This window comes from Streptomyces sp. KR55 (assembly GCF_052245645.1).
GTDB classification, from domain to species: domain Bacteria; phylum Actinomycetota; class Actinomycetes; order Streptomycetales; family Streptomycetaceae; genus Streptomyces; species Streptomyces flavusporus.
On the sequence record NZ_JBQQCE010000182.1, the window covers coordinates 1 to 17,790 of the forward strand.

Here is a 17,790-nt window from a genome sequence, read left to right on the forward strand (position 1 = left end):
CCAGGGAAGGCGGTGATGCCGTCGACAGGACGAGAGAAGGAAGGAGACAGGTGGTCCCGCAGCTGGTGAGGCGTGCTGTTTCCTCGCCCGTCACCAAGGCCTGCACCTGTGGAGCGGCTTGGCCGTGACGGACGGTGTCAGAGGAGGCGGAGCCCGACCGGCGGGCCTCTGCGGGAGACGACGTGATGGAGGAGCATCCGGCCCAGTGCCGGGACCTCGTCGTGCGCCGGCGGCGCGGCGGCCGGGCGCCGCTTCGGGACGGCGGCTGCGGTGAGGCGCCCGGCCAGCTCCAGCGGAGCGCAGAGGAGGAGCAGCAGCAGACGCCCGAGGCGGACCACGGTGGCGTCCCCCCGCCACATCCACAGCCCGCACAGCAGCCCGGCCGCGACGTGTGCCAGCAATGCCGCGGTGGAGGCGCCGTGCGTGGCTGCCGTGGCCGTCCGGTCGCCCAGCAGAGAGGCGGCCTCCATGGCGTGGTGGCGCCGGTCCATCGCCTCGTCGGAGTGCGCCGCGTGGGCCGGAGGGTGTGGTGTGCCGTGCGCGTGCCGGTGGCCGGCGGGCAGTTGGGAGGCGGTGAAGGCCGCGTGCAGTGCGAACTGGGTGACCACCGTCGCGCCGACCACCACGGCGGATCCGCGTGCGCGGTCCGACAGCCACCAGGCGAGGGCGAGCACCGCGGCGAAGGCCCCCGCCACGACCCGGACCGGAAGCGCGTGTCCGGTCGTCAGGGCGTGCCCGGCCGCCGTCGTCGTCACACAGACCGCCGCGAAGACCGCGGAGCGCGTGAGACGGACGGCGGGCGCCGTTGCCAGGGAGGCCATGGTGGCCATGGTGCCATCCACCGCGTGCGCCGGGGCGTTGACGTGCGCCCCGCCATCTGGAGCGTGCCGTTCAACCGCCGGTGCGGAACCCGTTTTCCGGGCCTCGCACGCAGGACGGGGTGGTACTGAGAAACACGACCTCTCCTGCTGCGCACGGTTCCGCCGCCCCCGCCCCCGGGGCTGGCCGGAAAGCGAACCGGAACCACTGAACGACGCTGCCCATGCTCCGTATGTCGGTTAGATTTCGAACTGCGTTACGGGGAATTGCAGACAGGGGGAGCCATGTGCTGTCTGACACAAGATGGACGCGATTGTGCTCGGGGTGCGCTGAGTCACCTGACCACCGAGCCTGTGATGGACGACGACGGTCAAGTCGTCGAAAAGTGGCAACCAACGGGGCGTAAAGGGGTCTTCCCGCCCGCACTCCGCCTGCCCGTCGGGCACGGGGTGTCTCAGGGCGCTGATCCGGTGTATGACGCAGGGCCGCGGGTCTTCGGCTTCCGGCATTTTTCTGCGTCGTCGTCGGCAGAGCCGTACTCCGGCTCCCTGTCCTGCTTGTTCTGCTCGTCGGAATGTTCCTCCCGGCATCGTGTGCGATGACCGGCATCTGAGACTCCGTATCCGGCTTCCCGTCGTATCGGCGGCGCGCGGCAGTGGTGAGCGTTGCTCTGTCACGCCCGCGCCCGGTTCCCGGATCGGAGCACTTCCATGTGCGCACCGCGGTACCTGATTCAACCAACCGCCGCACAACCCGACGAACAAGCGCTGATCAGCGCCTTGAGAGCTGAAGGCTGATGAATACACAAACAGTTGAGCGTTTCCGGCCAAATCTGTCCGAGATACTTCCCGAGCTGACCACCGACGGTGCGCGGCTGGGGTTCGCCGCCCTTGAACGCCGATCGGTTGCGATAGATTCCCTGATCCCTGCGGACTCGCCGCGGATGAAAGGGATCGACCAGGACCACGTCGACGTCCTCAACGAGGTCGAGGCGCGGCTTCCGCCCATAGTCGTCCACCGGCCCACGTGGCGCGTCGTGGACGGGATGCACCGGCTGGACGCCGCCCGGCGCCGCGGTGACACCACCATCGACGCCTACCTGCTCGACGTACCGGAGCGGGAGCTGTTCGCGATCTCGGTGCGGTTGAACACGGCGCACGGCATGCCGCTGTCGTATGCCGAGCGGGTGGCCGCTGCGGGGCGATTACTGCGCGAGAACCCCGAGATGTCGGACCGTTATGCGGCGTTGGTGGCCGGTCTGTCCGCCCGGACGGTCGCCCGCATCCGGCGTTCAACCGCGGAGGATCCGCACCTGAACACCCGGATCGGCATGGATGGCAAGGTCCATCCCCGGGGTGTGGCACAGGGGCGGGAAGAGGCCGGCCGACTGCTCACCGAACGGCCGGACGCGAGCCTGCGCGAGGTCGCGAGGGCCGCGGGCATCTCGCTGGGCACGGCCCACGACGTCAAGATGCGGCTGCTGCGCGGGGAGGACCCCATCCCCAGCGGCAGCCGGTCGGTGGCCGCGGAGCAGCGGTCCCGGCAGAACGCCCCGCGGGCCGCACGCGAGGCCCTTCCGCAGCCCACCGCGGAACTCCTCAAGCGGCTGCGCAGGGATCCGGCACTGCGTTCCACGGATTCCGGGCGGGTGGTGCTGCGCCTGCTCGCGATGCACGACCTCGACACCTCGGCATGGACGAGCATCGTGATGAACCTGCCCACGCACTGCACGGACGTCGTCGCGATGCTGGCCCGGCAAAGCGCGCTCAAGTGGACGCAGTTCGCCGAACAACTGGAACAGGAGGCGGTGACCCGGGCCGGAACCGGCGAATGATTTTGCCCCTGCCTGAACATTCCGGTGTCCATTCCGCGGAGGTAGATTCTCACCCGTCTTCCGGTCGTGTGTTTCGTTTGGACGACGGCGTTCGGCGAGAGATGAACACAGAATGTGGGGGAACGTGGGAACGAGTAGCACGACGTGTGCCATTGCCGGGGCGGGGCCCGCCGGACTCATGCTCGGTATGTTGTTGGCCAGGGCCGGAGTCAATACCGTGGTCCTGGAGAAACATGACGACTTCTTACGCGACTTCCGCGGCGACACCGTACACGCCTCGACGCTCCGGCTCATGGGTGAACTGGGCCTGCAGGAGAAATTCCTGAAACTGGCCCACCAGCACATTCACCAACTACAGGTGGTCACTGACGAAGGAACCTTCACGCTCGCCGATTTCCGGCGGCTGCCGGGGAAGTTCAAGCACATCACGTTCCTGCCGCAGTGGGATTTCCTCAACTTCCTGGTGGAGGAGGCGAACCGCTTCCCCAATTTCCAGCTCCGGCGCAACTGCGAGGTCACCGAGGCCATCGCCGAGAACGGCCGGATCACCGGGCTGCGCTACCAGGACACGACCGGTGAGCACGAGCTGCGGGCGGACCTCACCGTGGCCGCCGACGGCCGCCGGTCGGCGCTGCGCCGGTCCGCGGGGCTGCGGCCGCAGGTCCTCGGCTCGGGCATGGACATCCTCTGGTTCCAGCTCTCCAAGAAGGAGGGCGACCCGGGCGGGATGGTGGGCCGGCTCTCCGACGGCAAGCTGCTCGTCCGGATCGAGCGGCAGACCCACTGGCAGACCGCGTACACCGTCCGCAAGGGCGGATACGAGGAGGTCAAGGAGCGTGGCCTGGACTGGTTCCGGCAGACCCTGAGCGAACTCACCCCCTTCCTCGCCGACCGGGTCCACGAGGTGCGCAGCTGGGACGACGTCAAGGTGCTGGACATCCAGATCGACCGGCTCCCGCGCTGGTGGCGTCCTGGGCTGCTGTGCATCGGGGACGCGGCCCACACCATGTCGCCGATCATGGGCGTGGGGATCAATCTCGCGGTCCAGGACGCCGTGGCCGCCGCCAACATCCTGGCCGGGCCGCTCGCGTCCGGCACGGTCACCGAGGAGCACCTGGCCCGCGTCCAGAAGCGGCGCACGCCGCCGACGGTGGCGACACAGCGGCTCCAGCGGTTTCTGCAGACGCGGTTCCTGGAGCCGTGGGTGCGGGGCGAGGGCAAGGCCGCGACGCCGGTGGTGCTGCGGATCCTCAAGCGACTTCCCCTGCTCCAGGCGGGCCCGGCCCGCACGATCGGCATCGGACTGCGACCGGAGAGCCCGATTCCGGAACTTCGCTGAGCCGTGCGGGCCGCCGTAGGCCCACGACTGTTGACCCACGCGCGTTGACCTACGGGCGTTGACTCAACGCCCATTGCGCCAACGTCTGTTGGCCCCAACGCCTGTTGACCCACCCCAACACCCCCCGCGTGCCCGAATGGAGATGATGCGCCTTGCGCGTGCTCATGATGATCAGTCCCGGTGCCGGTCACACGTACCCCATGGTGCCGCTCGGCTGGGCCCTGCAGATGGCCGGCCACGACGTGCTCGTCGCCTCGTGCGGCCCCGGCCTGATGATGGGCGAGGCGGGCGTGCGCTGCGTGGACGTGGCCCCCGGCCTCTCTCTGACCCAGATGCAGGGCAAGCTCGCCCAGCACCGCCCCGATGTGATCGCCAGGCTGAACAACGACGCCCTGGACCCCGACTACCACGAGACCATCGGCATGGCCGTCGCCGGAGCCCTGCGCCTCCAGCCCGACATGGTCGAGGCGATGATCCGCACCGCCGAGGAGTGGCGCCCGGACGTCATCGTCTACTCCCCGCTGCTCACCCCCGCCCTCGTTGCCGCCGCCAAGCTCGGTGTGCCCGCGGTGCGCAACGAGTTCGGTCTGGTCCGCACCGACGACTCCCCGCAGCTCATGCGCGAGATGCACAGCGACCTCTTCGAGGCGCACGGCGTGGGGTTGCCCGAGGTGCTGGCCACCATCGACATCACGCCGCCCAGCATGGGCGCCATCGAGCCGGACTCCTGGCTGATGGGCACCATCCCCTTCAACGGCGGCGGCGTCCTGCCGCGCGAGACCTACGACTACCTGATCGGTGCCAGGCGGGACACACCGCGGATCGCCGTGACGTTCGGCAGCGGCCCGCCCCCGGTGGAGACCGCCCGCGTCGTGCAGAACGTCGTGGCCGCGGCCCCCGACATGGACGCCGAGTTCGTCCTGGCGGCCCCCAATGTGGACCTGGAGTCCCTCGGCACGCTGCCGGACAACGTGACGTCGCTCGGCTGGGCACCGCTGGTCTCGCTGATGTCGTGCAGCTCGCTGGTGATCCACCACGGCGGCCCCGGCTCGGCGTTCGGCGCGATCATGAGCGGACTGCCGCAGATCATCCCCGAGTTCGGTGGCCTCGGCCGGCCGCTCATCATGGACGCCGTCGTCAACCGCGGGGTCGGCGCGACCGCGCCGCCCGAGGAGGTCGGGCGCGAGCTGCTCGAATCGGTGCTGGCGGACGACAAGATGAAGACGGCGACGCAGGAGGTACGCGAGGAGATCCGCGGCCTGCCGACTCCGCTCGACATCGCCGGCCGGCTCACCGACCTGGTGGAGCGCTCCGGAGGCAGGGCCGGATGACCACCGCCACGCCGACCGAGTGGGGTCGTGCGCTGGCCGCGGCACGCACCGTCTACGACGTCGCACCGCTCTACGAGGCGATCTACCTCGGCCGCGGCAAGGACTACGCGACCGAGGCGGCGAAGGTGGCCGCGCTGATCAGGGAACGGAACCCGGGCGCCCGCGACCTGCTGGACGTGGGCTGCGGGCCCGGCACGCATCTGCACCATCTCGCCACGGTCTTCGACCGGGTGGAGGGCGCCGACCTGGCCGAGCCGATGCTCGCTTACGCGCGGGAGCGGCTGCCCGGTGTTCCGTTCCATCGCGCGGACATGCGCGACTTCGACCTGGGCCGCCGGTTCGACGCGGTGACCAGCCTGTTCAGCGCGATCGGCAATATCCGTGACGGCTCCGAACTGCGGGCCGCCGTGCGCTGTCTGCGCGGCCATCTGCGGCCCGGCGGAGTGCTGCTGGTGGAGCCCTGGTGGTTCTCCGAGAACTTTGTGAGCGGTCATGTCGGCGGCGATGTGGTCGAGTTCGAGGGAATGACGCTCGCAAGGGTCTCGCACTCGGTCAGAAAGGGTGCCAGCAGCCATATGACGGTGCACTACGTCGTGGCCAGACCGGGGGAGGGAATCTGGCACTTCACCGACGAACACGTGATGGCGTTGTTCCCCCGGGACGAATATCTCGCGGCGTTCCGTGAGGCCGGCCTGGACGCCGAACTCGTCGATCTGGGCAACGGCGGCCCGGGGGTTTTCGTAGGCACCCTCGCCGAAACATCCGCGGCCCGTCCGTAAATTCTGAACATGTCGGCGGAAGTCGGTCCCGGGATATGGTCGGGCCGTTGGCGAAGACGAGGTTGGAGAATCGGATGACGACCTTGGTGTGGTCCTATCAGGATGAGTACGCCGCCGAGCGTGATGACATTCTGGACGCGGTCGACTCGGTGTTCTCTTCGGGGCAGCTCATTCTCGGTCCGAGCGTTTCCGCATTTGAAAAGGAATTCGCCGCGTACCACGGTGTCGAGCACTGCGTCGGGGTCGACAACGGCACCAACGCGGTCAAGCTGGCGCTGGAGGCGCTGGGCATAGGCCCGGGTGACGAGGTCATCACCGTCTCCAACACCGCGGCGCCTACCGTGGTGGCGATCACGGGCACCGGGGCGACCCCGAAGTTCGTGGACATCGACCCGGTGACGTACCTGATGGACACCGCGCAGCTGGCCGACGCCGTCACCGAGCGGACCCGCTGTGTCCTGCCGGTGCACCTGTACGGCCAGTGCGTGCCGATGGACCCGGTCGTCGAACTGGCCGACCGGCACGGCCTGCACATCGTGGAGGACTGCGCCCAGGCGCACGGCGCCCGGCAGCACGGCCGGATGGCCGGCACGACGGGCGCCGCCGCCGCGTTCTCCTTCTACCCGACGAAGGTGCTGGGCGCGTACGGCGACGGCGGCGCGACGATCACCAATCGCCCCGAGGTCGACAGGAACCTGCGCCGCCTGCGCTACTACGGGATGGAGGAGCGCTACTACGTCGAGGCGCTCCCGGGCCACAACAGCCGCCTCGACGAGGTGCAGGCGGAGATCCTGCGGCGCAAGCTGCGCCGTCTGGACGACTACATCGCGGCGCGCCGCGCGGTGGCCGACCGCTATCGCGAGGCCCTGAGCGACACCAGCCTCGTGCTGCCGCAGACCGCACCCGGCAACGACCACGTCTACTACGTCTACGTCGTCCGGCACCCGGCCCGCGACACCATCATCGAGCGCCTGCGCGACCACGACATCCGCCTCAACGTGAGCTACCCGTGGCCCGTGCACACCATGGCCGGATTCGCGCACCTGGAGGCGGCCAAGACCGCCCTGCCGGTCACCGAACGACTGGCCGGGGAGATCTTCTCGCTCCCCATGTACCCCTCCCTGACCCCGGAACGGCAGGACCGCGTGATCGAGTGCCTGCGCACGGTCCTGGCCGCCATCGACGGCGCCTGAGAACCCGGCGGATCTCGGCCAGAGGCTTGGGTTGATTCCACATGTCTTCAGAAGTGAGTACACGCATGTCCGCGCCCAGGGCGGTGGTGGTCGGAGCGGGACCGGTCGGCTGTCTGGCCGCCCAGGTCCTGTCCCGGCGCGGCTACACGGTCCAGGTCTACGAGAAGCGCCCGCACTACGTCGAGCAGGGCCTGCGGTACGACGGCCGCACGATCAATCTGTCCCTGTCGCCCAGGGGCGTCGAGGCGCTGGACGGTCACTGCGACCGCGCCGCGCTGGACGACCTGGTGGTGCCGATCGGCAGCCGGGTCCGCCACGAGCCGGACGGTCGCATCGCCGCCGCCGGATACGGGCGCGCCGACTGGCAGAACCTGTCCATCGACCGAAACGACCTGAACCTGCTGCTGATGCGCAGCGCCGGCTCGGACGTGCGGTTCACCTTCGACACCGAGTGCACCGGCGTGGACTTCGCCGCCCGGCGGGTGACGTTCGCCGACGGGCAGGGGCAGGAGTCCGAGGTCGCCTACGACCTGCTCGTCGGCGCCGACGGAACCCACTCGGTGGTCCGCGGCCGGCTCGCCGAGCAGGGCCTGACGCAGTCCCGGCAGCGGCAGACTGGCGTCGAGTACCGCGAGGTCACGCTCCGCCCTGCGCCCGGGAACGAGCGCATGACTCCGACGGCGATCCATGTCTGGCCCCGGGACGGCTTCTTCATGTTCGGCCTGCCCAACCGCGACGGCTCCCTGCGCTGCACGCTCGTACTGCCGCGGGAGGGCGATCCGACCTTCGCCGACCTCGCCACGGAGGAGGAGCTGAGGGCGTTCCTGCGGCGCAACTTCCCCGATGCGGCGGCCAGTTACCGGCCGGTCGACCGGGGGCCCGCCAGGGCGCCGGTCAGTCCGATCTCCGTCGTGACCTGCGCGCCGGTGGTGCACGGCGACTCGGTCGTGCTGCTCGGCGACGCGGCGCACACCGTGGCGCCGTTCCTGGGGCAGGGCGTCAACATCGGCCTGGAGGACTGCGCCGCGCTGGCGCGGCTGCTGGAGAAGTGGCCGGACGAACAGGGCACCGCCCTCGCCGAGTTCCAGCGTGAACGCGTACCGGAACACGAGGCCGCTGCGGCCCTGTCCCTCGCGAACTACGACGAGCTGAACGGAACCGGGCCGCGCCCCGCCGCTTCCGGCACCGCCCCGCTTCCCACCCTGGTCAACTTCGTCAGCTCCAGCTACCGGGAAGCACTCGACATCTACTCACGCGACCGCCGCACCCCCGCGGCGGCTGACGGCGCAGCGGCCGATCGGAGGGTGACCACCACGTGAGCACGACTCAACTCGCCAAGGTGTTCCACTGGCGGGACGACCGGACCGAGGCCGAGGGCTGGCTGGTCATCCACAGCCTGACCGGCGGCGTCTCGGGCGGCGGCCTCTTCATGCATCCGCGGGTCACGCTGTCCGAGGTGGCCGACCTCGCCGCCACCATGTCGCTGAAGAACACCCTGCAGCGCCCGCAGTTCGGCGGCGGCAAGGGAGGCATCCGCTTCGACCCCACCTCCCCGGAGGCCGAGGGCGTCCTGCGCCGGTTCATGATCGCGCACCGGGAGGTCATCGCGCGGGAGTGGAGCACCGGCGCCGACCTCTACACCAGCAGGGAGGTCATCGAGCGCATCGCGCGGGAGGATCTCGCACTGCCCACCGCCTTCGTCGCGATGGCCGCGACCCTGGCCCGGCACGCCGGCATCCCCTCCCAGGCCCCCGCCATGCCGCAGCGGCTGGCGCAGCCCTGGAACGACCACGCCACCGTCGACGACGCGGCCACCGGCCACTCGGTCGCCGAGGCGATCCGCCTGTCCGCCGGCGGCACACCCCGCGTCGGGATCCAGGGCTTCGGCAGCGTCGGCTCCAACGCGGCCGACTCGCTCACCTCCCGCGGCATCGGCGTCGTCACCGGCATCTGCGAGAAGGACGGCTACCTGGTCGACCCCGACGGCATCGACGTCGCGGAGCTGCTGCGCCGCCGGACCGCCCGGGAGGACAGGCCCGCCTTCGGCGAGCTCGTGCGGGACAACCCGCACCGGGGCTGGAAATGGGTGCCGCGCAGCGCCGGCCAGCCGGACGAGGAACTCCTCACCGAGTTCGTCGCCGTGACCGGACCGGACGTGCTCACGCCGTGCGCGACCCGCTACGCGGTGACGGACGGGGTCATGCGGGAGTTCGTGCGCGGCTCCGGCCGGGTGGTGGTCTGCGGTGCCAACAACGCCTTTTCCAGCCCAGAGGTGAAGGCGCACTGGACCGAGCAGGGCGTGACCATCATTCCCGAATGGGTCTCCAATTCGGGCGCGGCCATTCTGTTCGCCGAACTGCTGAAGACGGAACGGTCCGATCGGGAGACCATTCAGTCGATCTTCGCGGCGATCACCGAACGAATCGAAGAATTCCTGCTCGCCCACGGACTGCACGTGGACAACCGGAAGAGGACACAGGCTCATGCTGCGCAGCAACAAAACGCTTGAACTGATCCGTCAGGAGAGCCCGGCGGTCGGCACCTGGCTCCAGCTGCACAGCGTTCCGGCGACCAGGCTCCTGGTCGCGCAGGGCGCGTTCCGCTGGATGCTGGTGGACTTCGAGCACACGCCCGTCGACCACACCACGGCCAGCCATGTCTTCGGCACGATCTCCGACCTCAGCGGCGGTGAGACCACCCCGGTCGCCCGGGTCGCCGCGGGCACCATCGACCACATCAAGCACGCCCTGGACGCGGGCGCCCAGGGCGTCATCGTGCCCATGGTGAACACGGCCGAGGAGGCCGCGGACGCCGTCCGCTTCGCCCGGTTCCCCCCGCGCGGCGAGCGCGGCGGCGGTGGCATGACGCCGCAGGTGGGCTTCGGTGTGAACACCCCGACCTACATTGCCGAGGCCAACGACGAGATTCTCGTCGGCGTCCAGATCGAGACCGCCCAGGGCGTGGCGAACATCAAGGAGATCCTCGCCGTCGAGGGCATCGACCTGGTCTTCATCGGCCCCAACGACCTGCACCTCTCGCTGGGCCTGCCGGCCAAGTTCTGGAGCCAGGAGCCGGCGTTCCAGGACGCTGTGCGCACGGTCACCGACGCCTGCCGGGAGAACGGCATTCCCTTCGGGACCCTGTGCCGGGACGCCGCTTCCGTACGGGACCGTATCGACGACGGTTTCACCTTCCTCGGACTGGCCAGCGATCTGCATTTCATGCTGACCAAGGCCGGCGAGGAATACGGCGCCCTCCACGGCATGGAAGAGCCCGCGAGCACCTGGTGCAACATGGTGAATCTCGACCGTCTGCCCGATTCACTGCGCGGCCTGCCCCGTTCTTGAAACCCGTCAGGAAAACCCAACCGGAAGGTGATGGAGAGAAAATGGTCGACAAGGTAGTGATCGTGGGCGGCGGCACATCCGGCTGGATGAGCGCCAGTTATCTCAAGGCCGCCTTCGGGGACCGGATATCGGTGACCGTCGTGGAATCCGACCGGGTCCCGACGATCGGCGTGGGCGAGGCCACGTTCAGCACCGTGCGGCACTTCTTCGAGTACCTGGGTCTCAAGGAGACCGACTGGATGCCGGCCTGCAACGCCACGTACAAGCTGGGCATCCGGTTCGAGAACTGGTCGGAGGTTGGGAAGCACTTCTACCACCCCTTCGAGCGGCTGCGGGTCGTCGACGGCTTCCCGCTGACGGACTGGTGGCTCAAGCAGCGGCCGTCGGACCGGTTCGACGTGGACAACTTCGTGATGGCGCAGCTGGGCGACACCCTGCGCTCCCCGCGCTTCATGGACGGCACGCTCTTCGAACGCGGCAACAGCGAACTCGGCCCCGGAGGCGCCGCCTTCCGGTCCACCCTGACCGAACAGGACACGCAGTTCCCGTACGCCTACCACTTCGACGCGGCCCTGCTCGCGAAGTACCTCACCGAGTACGGCGTCAGCCGTGGGGTCCGGCATGTGACCGACGACGTGGTGGACGTCAAGCTCGACGACCGCGGCTGGATCTCCGCGGTCGCCACCCGCGGCCACGGTGACCTGGAGGGCGACCTCTTCATCGACTGCACCGGGTTCAAGGGCATGCTGCTGAACGGCGCCCTGGAGGAGCCGTTCGTCTCCTACCAGGACACGCTGCCCAACGACCGTGCCGTGGCGCTGCGCGTCCCGGTGGACACGGCCGAGAAGGGCATCGCCCCGTACACCAAGGCCTCCGCCATGGAGGCCGGCTGGATCTGGACGATTCCGCTCTTCGACCGGATCGGCACCGGCTACGTGTACGCCAGTGAATACACCACGCCCGAGGAGGCCGAGCGCACGCTGCGCGAGTTCGTGGGTCCGGACGCGGAGGGCCTGGAGGCCAACCACATCCGGATGCGGATCGGCCGCAGCCGCAACTCCTGGGCGAAGAACTGCATCGCCATCGGCCTCTCCAGCGGGTTCGTCGAGCCGCTGGAGTCGACCGGCATCTTCTTCATCCAGCACGGCATCGAGCAGCTGGTCAAGCACTTCCCGCAGGCCGACTGGTCGGAGCAGCTGCGCGACTCCTACAACCGCGCGGTCAACAACTGCATGGACGGCGTACGGGAGTTCCTGGTGCTGCACTACCGGGGCGCGGCGCGCAGCGACAACGCGTACTGGAAGGACGCCAAGACCCGCAAGGTGCCCGACGCCCTGCAGGGACGGCTGGAGCAGTGGCAGACCAAGCTGCCGGACGCGGAGAACATCTTCCCGCACTACCACGGCTTCGAGGCGTACTCCTACGTGGCGATGCTGATGGGCCTGAAGGGCATCCCGCTGCGCGCGCCCGGCGCGCTGGACCTGATGGACGGCAGCGCCGCCGCCGAGGAGTTCGCGCGGGTCCGGTCCACCAGCAGGGAGCTGGTCCGCAGCCTGCCCAGTCAGTACGAGTACCTCGCCCAGATGCACTGACGCGGGACACGGCCATGCCTGCTACGGAAGGAAACCTGGTGATGCGGGGATGATCGCACCCAACACCCCTTCGGCGGCCACTCTCGCACCCGGTGAGTTTCGCGAGCTGATGGCCGGATTTCCCACCGGCGTCACGGTGGTCACGGCCTTCGACGGGGCGCGGCGGCCCTGGGGGATGACGTGTTCGTCCCTGTGCAGTGTCACGCTGAGGCCGCCGACCCTCCTGGTGTGCATCAGGAACGGCAGCCCGACCCTCGCCGCCGTGCTCGACGGAGGCCGCTTCTCGGTCAACCTGCTGAGCGATGTCGGGCGCCCGGTCGCCGAGCTGTTCGCGTCCGGTGCGTCCGACCGGTTCGACCAGGTGAAGTGGGAGGACGCGCCCGGCTGCGGCGGCCCGCATCTGCCCGACGTGGCGCACGCGGTGGCCGACTGCCGGGTGCTGAGGACCGAGCCGGTCGGCGACCACACGGTCGTCTTCGGCGAGGTCGAGCGGTCGGTGACCTGGACGCCGGCCCCGCAACCGCTGATCTACGGGTTGCGCAGCTATGCCGTCTGGCCGACGACATGAGGGCCAAGCGGTCTCGGAGCGACCTGGCGTACTACGGAGGTACGCCGGGTTTCGCCGAGGACATCAGGGTGGGGACGCCGAACGTCCCCGCCAAGGAGCGCTATCTGGAACTGGTGAACGAGGCCATCGACCGCCGGTGGCTGAGCAACCTCGGCCCGCTGGTACGGCAGTTCGAGGGGCTCGCGGCACAGCGGACGCTGCGCGCGCACAACACCGCGACGAACAACGCCACCACCGCGTTGCAGGTCGCCGTGAAGGCGTGCGGTATCACCGGCGAGGTGATCATGCCGTCGTTCACCTTCGTGGCGACCGCCCACGCGATGAACTGGATCGGCCTCACACCGGTGTTCGCCGACGTCGACCCCGAAACGGGCACGCTGGACCCCCGTTCGGTCGCCAAGGCGGTGTCGCCGCGCACCGGCGGCATCCTGGGCGTCCACATCTGGGGCAACCTCTGCGACACGGCCGGACTCGACGACGTCGCCCGGGAGGCGGGCGTGCCGCTCGTCTTCGACTCGGCCCAGTCGTTCGGCTGCCGGCCCCTGCTGCCGGGTCCGAGCGGGACGGCGGAGGTGTTCAGCTTCCACGCCACGAAGATCCTGAACTGCTTCGAGGGCGGGCTCGTCGCCACGGACTCCGCGGACATCCACGCCCGGGTGCGGTCGATGCACAACTTCGGCTTCGACGAGGCGATGAACGTCGTCGGCCCGGGCACGAACGCGAAGATGAACGAGTCGTCGGCGGCGATGGGCATCGCGTCCATCGAGCACCTGGACGACATGCTGAAGATCTACCGGGCGCACTACCTGCGCTACCGGGAGGGCCTGGCGGCGGTACCCGGCGTCACGCTGATGGCGGCGCCGGACGGCCAGACCCACAACCACCAGTACATCGTCGTGCAGGTGGACCCCGAAGCGGCCGGCCTGGACCGCGACCGGCTGGCGGACATGCTCGGGGCGGAGAACATCCGTACCAAGAAGTACTTCTCGCCGGGCTGCCACCGTATGCGGCCCTACCGGCAGGACGCCGTGCACACGCCCGTCGACCTCTCGGTCACCGAGGCGCTGACGGAGCGTGTGCTGGCCCTTCCCACCGGGCTGTCGGTGACGCCGGACGACGTCGACCGCATCAGCGACGTGATCGCCGCCGCGGTCCGCTACGCGTGACGGCGCGACCGCTCCCGCACCGGGGCAGCCGCATCCGGGCCGTCGCCGCCCGCCAGCTCCTCGATGAGCTCGGCGGCGCGGCGCGGCCCGTTGTGGGCGCGGTACTCCTCGCCGAGCGCCTGCGCCCGCGCGCGGAACGAGGGCTCACGGAGCACCCGTTGCACCGCCGCGCGCAGCCTGCGCTCCAGGTCGTCGCGCTCTTGAGGTGCACTCCGGCCCCGGACCAGCCGACATGCGCGCCGACCTCGTTCTTGTCCTCGGTGGCCGAGGCCACGACGAGCGGCACGCCGTTGCTCAGCGCCGCGGTCACACCGCCGTAGCCGCCGTTGGTGACGAGAAGGTCCGCATGCGGCAGCAGATGGTGGTACGGCACGAACCGCTCCACCCGCACGTTGTCCGGCAGCGGGCCCAGGTCGAGCTGCTCCGGCGGGACACCGGTCGTGACGACGATCAGGGCGTCCAGACCGGACAGTGCGCGGATCGCGGGCCGCAGCAGACGCTCCGGCTCGTTGGCGACGGTGCCCTGCGTCAGATGCACCACCCGGCCGTACGCCTTCAGGTCGCCCCACCAGGCCGGCGGCTCGAACGCATCGGTCGCCGCGCCCGTGACGGGGCCGACGAAGCGGGTCTGCGGGAGCAGATCGCTGCGCGGGTACTCGAAGGACGGCACCGTCCCCAGCAGATACAGCGACGGCATCCGGACGATGTTCTCGAACGCTCCGGCGTCGATGGGCGGCAGACCCACCTGGGCCCGCGTCCGGTCGGCGGCACGGCGCAGTTCGCGCATGATGACGTGGTCCGCCGTCCACTTCAGCGTCCGGTTGCGCAGCCGCCCGAGGACCGAGGACGAGGGCCTCAGGCCCATGCCGAACGGTGCGGTGTCGCGGCTGCTGAGGGTGTAGATCGAGGTGGCCATCCAGACCAGCGGAATCCCCTTCAGCTCGCTCAGGAACCCGCCCGCATAGGTGGTTTCGTCGGTGACGACCACATCCGGCTTTAATTCCTCGGCCAGCGCCGAGAGGTCCCGGAGCTGGTCGGGTGCGGTGCCGAGAAAGACGTCCCGGAAGACCGCAATCATTCCTTTGACGCCGGTGAGACCGGTGTGTTCCGGAAACGCCTCGTCATGTGTCATGCCGCCGTAGTCGAATCCGGAGACGATCGGCGAGAACCGGGCACCGGTCCTTTCGACGCGTTCCTGGAAAACCTTGCCGGTGTACCAGGTCACCGTGTTTCCACGGCGTACGAGCTCTTTCACCAGATGCATGATGACATTGACATGGCCTTCGGCCGGCGCCGTCGCCACGAGCACATTCGCCAAGGCTCTGCCTCTCTTCTCGGCCGATTGTTTGCTGTGGGCGGAACGCTAACCCAGAAGTCGGCCGTTCAGGCGGGGGTGATCTGGCCGAACGGCACGCCGGAGGAAAGCATGGTTTCGGGAGGTGTGTTCAATGCAGATACTCGTGACCGGAGGAGCCGGGTTCATCGGCTCCGGCTACGTACGCATGCTCGTGTCCGATGCAGAAGCGCAGGGGCGCCGGCCCCATGTCACCGTGCTGGACAAGCTCACTTACGCCGGGAATCCGGCAAATCTCGAATCGGTCGCCGGACGTATCACATTCGTCCAGGGCGACATCTGCGACGCGGGCCTGCTGGCGCGTGTGGTGCCGGGGCACGACCTGGTCGTCAATTTCGCGGCGGAGACACATGTCGACCGGTCCATCGAGGACTCCGGCGATTTCGTCCGCACCAACGTCCTCGGCACGCAGGCTTTGATGCAGGCCTGCCTCGACGCGGGCACCCGCAGAGTCGTGCACGTGTCGACCGACGAGGTCTACGGCAGCATCGCCACCGGCGCCTGGAGCGAGGACGCCCCGGTGTCGCCCAACTCGCCCTACGCGGCGTCCAAGGCGGGCGGCGACATGATCGCCCTCGCCTATGCGCGCACCCACGGGCTGCCCGTCTCGGTCACCCGGTGCGGCAACAACTACGGCCCCTTCCAGTACCCGGAGAAGGTCATCCCGCTGTTCATCACCAACCTGCTGCGCGGCCGCCGGGTCCCGCTGTACGGGGCGGGGAACAACGTGCGCGACTGGATCCACGTCGAGGACCACTGCCGTGGCATCCAGGTGGTCGCCGAGCGCGGCGCGGCGGGCGAGGTCTACCACATCGCCGGCACCGCCGAACTGACCAACCGTGAGCTGACCACCCATCTGCTCGAAGGGCTCGGCTGCGACTGGTCGAGGGTCGAGCACGTACCCGACCGCAAGGGCCACGACCTCCGCTATGCGCTCAGCGACAAGAAGCTGCGCGCCCTCGGATACGCACCGGCCATCTCCTTCGACCGCGGCCTCGCCTCGACGATCGACTGGTACCGCACCCATTCCGCCTGGTGGGAACCGCTCGTCGCCGGCCCGGGACCCTCCCCGGCGGCATCGTCCGCAGCGCCGCAGCAGGCCGAAAACAGGTAGGCAGCCTACTCAAGTGGGCTGATCTGTGTTACCAATTAGTTGGTAGCCAACGTATTGGCAGGCAATCCAGAAGGGACCCCCCGGTGACCAAACTGCTGCTCTCGGTGCATGTGCTGGCGTCGATCGTGGCGATCGGCCCGATCACGGTGGCGGCATCGATGTTCCCCCGCTTCGTCAAGCCGCAGACCGGGGACGACGACCCGAGCGGGGAGGAGCGCACCCCCGCCACCGCGGCGCTGCTGCACCGGATCTGCCGGGGATACACCGTCGTCGGCGTCGCCGTACCGGTCTTCGGTCTTGCCACCGGCGCTCAGATGGGCGTGCTGGGCGATGCCTGGCTCATCGTCTCGATCATCCTCACGGCGATCGCCGCGGCCCTGCTGCTGATGGCGATCCTGCCGGGTCAGGAGCGGCTGCTCGCCCAGCCCGCCGGTGCGGCGGCGGGCGGCGGCGCGGGTGCGGCCGTGGACACCGCGACCGCGGAGGCGACCCGGTCCGCGGCGGCGCGGCTGGCCATGGTCACCGGGATCTTCAACCTGCTCTGGGCCGTCGTGGTCGTGCTGATGATCGTCCGCCCCGGCTCCACGACCGGCGCCTGAGTCCCGTACGCCCGTCAGACCTGTCCAACCCATTGCAGTCCAGAACGCCGAAGACGCCCAATACGCCCATGACGAGGACAGACATGACCCTCTCCAACGCAGCATCCGGTCTTGCCGGAGCCCTGGCCGATTCCGTCGCGGGCCCGGTGCTGCTGCCCGACGACAGTGGTTTCACCGAGGAACTGGCCAGTTTCCAGCTCGGGTTGCGCCACCAGCCGGACCTCGTGGTCGGTGCACGCCGGGTCGCGGACGTCCGGACCGTGCTGCAGCTGGCCGGCGAGCACGGAGTTCCGGTCACCGTGCACAACACCGGACACGGGATGTGCTTCTCCGCCGACGAGGGAGTCGTCCTGACGCTGCGCCGGCTGAACGGCGTCCTGATCGATCCCGCCACCCGCACCGCCCGCGTCGGCGGCGGGGCGACCTGGAACGACGTCATGGCGGCGGCCGCACCGCACGGCCTGGTGCCGCCCAGCGGCAGCCTGGGCTGTGTGGGCGCCGTCGGCTACACCCTCGGCGGCGGGATCAGCCTGCTGGCCCGCTCCGACGGCTGGGCCAGCGACCTGGTCCGCTCGTTCACGGTGGTCACCGAGGACGGCGAGGAGCGGGAGGTCGGGCCGGACGACGCCGAGTGGTTCGCCCAGCTGCGCGGCAGCGGACCGGTGCGGGGCGAGGTCGTCACCGAGATGACCATCGGCCTGTTGCCCGAGGGACGTCTGCATGGCGGCGGGCTGACCGTCGACATTGGGGCGACG

16 protein-coding genes are annotated in these 17,790 nt (G+C 69.4%); 14 read left to right on the forward strand and 2 right to left on the reverse strand.

Annotated features, from left to right (window positions below; translation table 11 throughout):
• Positions 1-137: 137 nt before the first annotated feature.
• Positions 138-821, reverse strand: coding sequence for a hypothetical protein (locus ACTWQJ_RS25405; protein ID WP_443308885.1), 684 nt, complete (start codon positions 819-821; stop codon positions 138-140).
• Positions 822-1,762: 941 nt separating this feature from the next.
• Between ACTWQJ_RS25405 and ACTWQJ_RS25410 the strand changes: the two genes are divergently transcribed.
• The 11 genes from ACTWQJ_RS25410 to ACTWQJ_RS25460 all read left to right on the forward strand — a co-directional run bounded on the left by ACTWQJ_RS25410 (position 1,763) and on the right by ACTWQJ_RS25460 (position 13,968).
• Positions 1,763-2,653, forward strand: coding sequence for a ParB/RepB/Spo0J family partition protein (locus ACTWQJ_RS25410; protein ID WP_443308886.1), 891 nt, complete (start codon positions 1,763-1,765; stop codon positions 2,651-2,653).
• Between the two features lie 112 nt (positions 2,654-2,765).
• Positions 2,766-3,992, forward strand: a complete 1,227-nt coding sequence (locus ACTWQJ_RS25415; protein WP_443308887.1) for an FAD-dependent oxidoreductase — start codon at positions 2,766-2,768, stop codon at positions 3,990-3,992.
• Positions 3,993-4,150: 158 nt separating this feature from the next.
• Positions 4,151-5,323 carry a glycosyltransferase gene (locus tag ACTWQJ_RS25420; RefSeq protein ID WP_443308899.1) on the forward strand — a complete coding sequence of 391 codons (1,173 nt, stop codon included), beginning with the start codon at positions 4,151-4,153 and terminating at the stop codon, positions 5,321-5,323.
• On the forward strand, positions 5,320-6,102 hold the full coding sequence (locus ACTWQJ_RS25425) for a class I SAM-dependent methyltransferase (RefSeq protein ID WP_443308888.1): 783 nt from the start codon (positions 5,320-5,322) through the stop codon (positions 6,100-6,102). Before ACTWQJ_RS25420 ends, ACTWQJ_RS25425 begins: the two co-directional genes overlap by 4 nt.
• Before the next feature lie 74 nt (positions 6,103-6,176).
• On the forward strand, positions 6,177-7,295 hold the full coding sequence (locus tag ACTWQJ_RS25430) for a DegT/DnrJ/EryC1/StrS family aminotransferase (RefSeq protein WP_443308889.1): 1,119 nt from the start codon (positions 6,177-6,179) through the stop codon (positions 7,293-7,295).
• Positions 7,296-7,360: 65 nt separating this feature from the next.
• Positions 7,361-8,614 (forward strand): FAD-dependent oxidoreductase, encoded by a 1,254-nt coding sequence (locus tag ACTWQJ_RS25435; RefSeq protein WP_443308890.1) that lies wholly within the window; start codon positions 7,361-7,363, stop codon positions 8,612-8,614.
• Positions 8,611-9,804 carry a Glu/Leu/Phe/Val dehydrogenase dimerization domain-containing protein gene (locus ACTWQJ_RS25440; RefSeq protein WP_443308891.1) on the forward strand — a complete coding sequence of 398 codons (1,194 nt, stop codon included), beginning with the start codon at positions 8,611-8,613 and terminating at the stop codon, positions 9,802-9,804. The genes ACTWQJ_RS25435 and ACTWQJ_RS25440 overlap by 4 nt, the downstream gene beginning before the upstream one ends.
• On the forward strand, positions 9,779-10,642 hold the full coding sequence (locus tag ACTWQJ_RS25445; protein ID WP_443308892.1) for an HpcH/HpaI aldolase family protein: 864 nt from the start codon (positions 9,779-9,781) through the stop codon (positions 10,640-10,642). Before ACTWQJ_RS25440 ends, ACTWQJ_RS25445 begins: the two co-directional genes overlap by 26 nt.
• Before the next feature lie 41 nt (positions 10,643-10,683).
• On the forward strand, positions 10,684-12,234 hold the full coding sequence (locus ACTWQJ_RS25450) for a tryptophan halogenase family protein (protein WP_443308893.1): 1,551 nt from the start codon (positions 10,684-10,686) through the stop codon (positions 12,232-12,234).
• Between the two features lie 49 nt (positions 12,235-12,283).
• Positions 12,284-12,802, forward strand: a complete 519-nt coding sequence (locus ACTWQJ_RS25455; protein WP_443308894.1) for a flavin reductase family protein — start codon at positions 12,284-12,286, stop codon at positions 12,800-12,802.
• On the forward strand, positions 12,799-13,968 hold the full coding sequence (locus tag ACTWQJ_RS25460; RefSeq protein ID WP_443308895.1) for a DegT/DnrJ/EryC1/StrS family aminotransferase: 1,170 nt from the start codon (positions 12,799-12,801) through the stop codon (positions 13,966-13,968). Before ACTWQJ_RS25455 ends, ACTWQJ_RS25460 begins: the two co-directional genes overlap by 4 nt.
• Here the strand turns inward: ACTWQJ_RS25460 and ACTWQJ_RS25465 are convergent.
• The gene (locus ACTWQJ_RS25465) at positions 13,931-15,232 is read right to left on the reverse strand and encodes a glycosyltransferase (protein ID WP_443308896.1); all 1,302 of its coding nucleotides are present in this window, start codon (positions 15,230-15,232) and stop codon (positions 13,931-13,933) included. The two genes, ACTWQJ_RS25460 and ACTWQJ_RS25465, sit on opposite strands and share 38 nt — an antisense overlap.
• Positions 15,233-15,416: 184 nt before the next feature.
• Between ACTWQJ_RS25465 and rfbB the strand changes: the two genes are divergently transcribed.
• The 3 genes from rfbB to ACTWQJ_RS25480 form a co-directional block, all read left to right on the forward strand.
• The gene (rfbB, locus tag ACTWQJ_RS25470; protein WP_443308897.1) at positions 15,417-16,436 is read left to right on the forward strand and encodes a dTDP-glucose 4,6-dehydratase; all 1,020 of its coding nucleotides are present in this window, start codon (positions 15,417-15,419) and stop codon (positions 16,434-16,436) included.
• 83 nt (positions 16,437-16,519) lie between these two features.
• Complete coding sequence (locus ACTWQJ_RS25475) at positions 16,520-17,035, forward strand: hypothetical protein (RefSeq protein WP_385265303.1); 516 nt, start codon at positions 16,520-16,522, stop codon at positions 17,033-17,035.
• Positions 17,036-17,103: 68 nt separating this feature from the next.
• The coding region (locus tag ACTWQJ_RS25480) for an FAD-binding oxidoreductase (protein WP_443308898.1) at positions 17,104-17,790 on the forward strand (687 nt) is incomplete at its 3' end.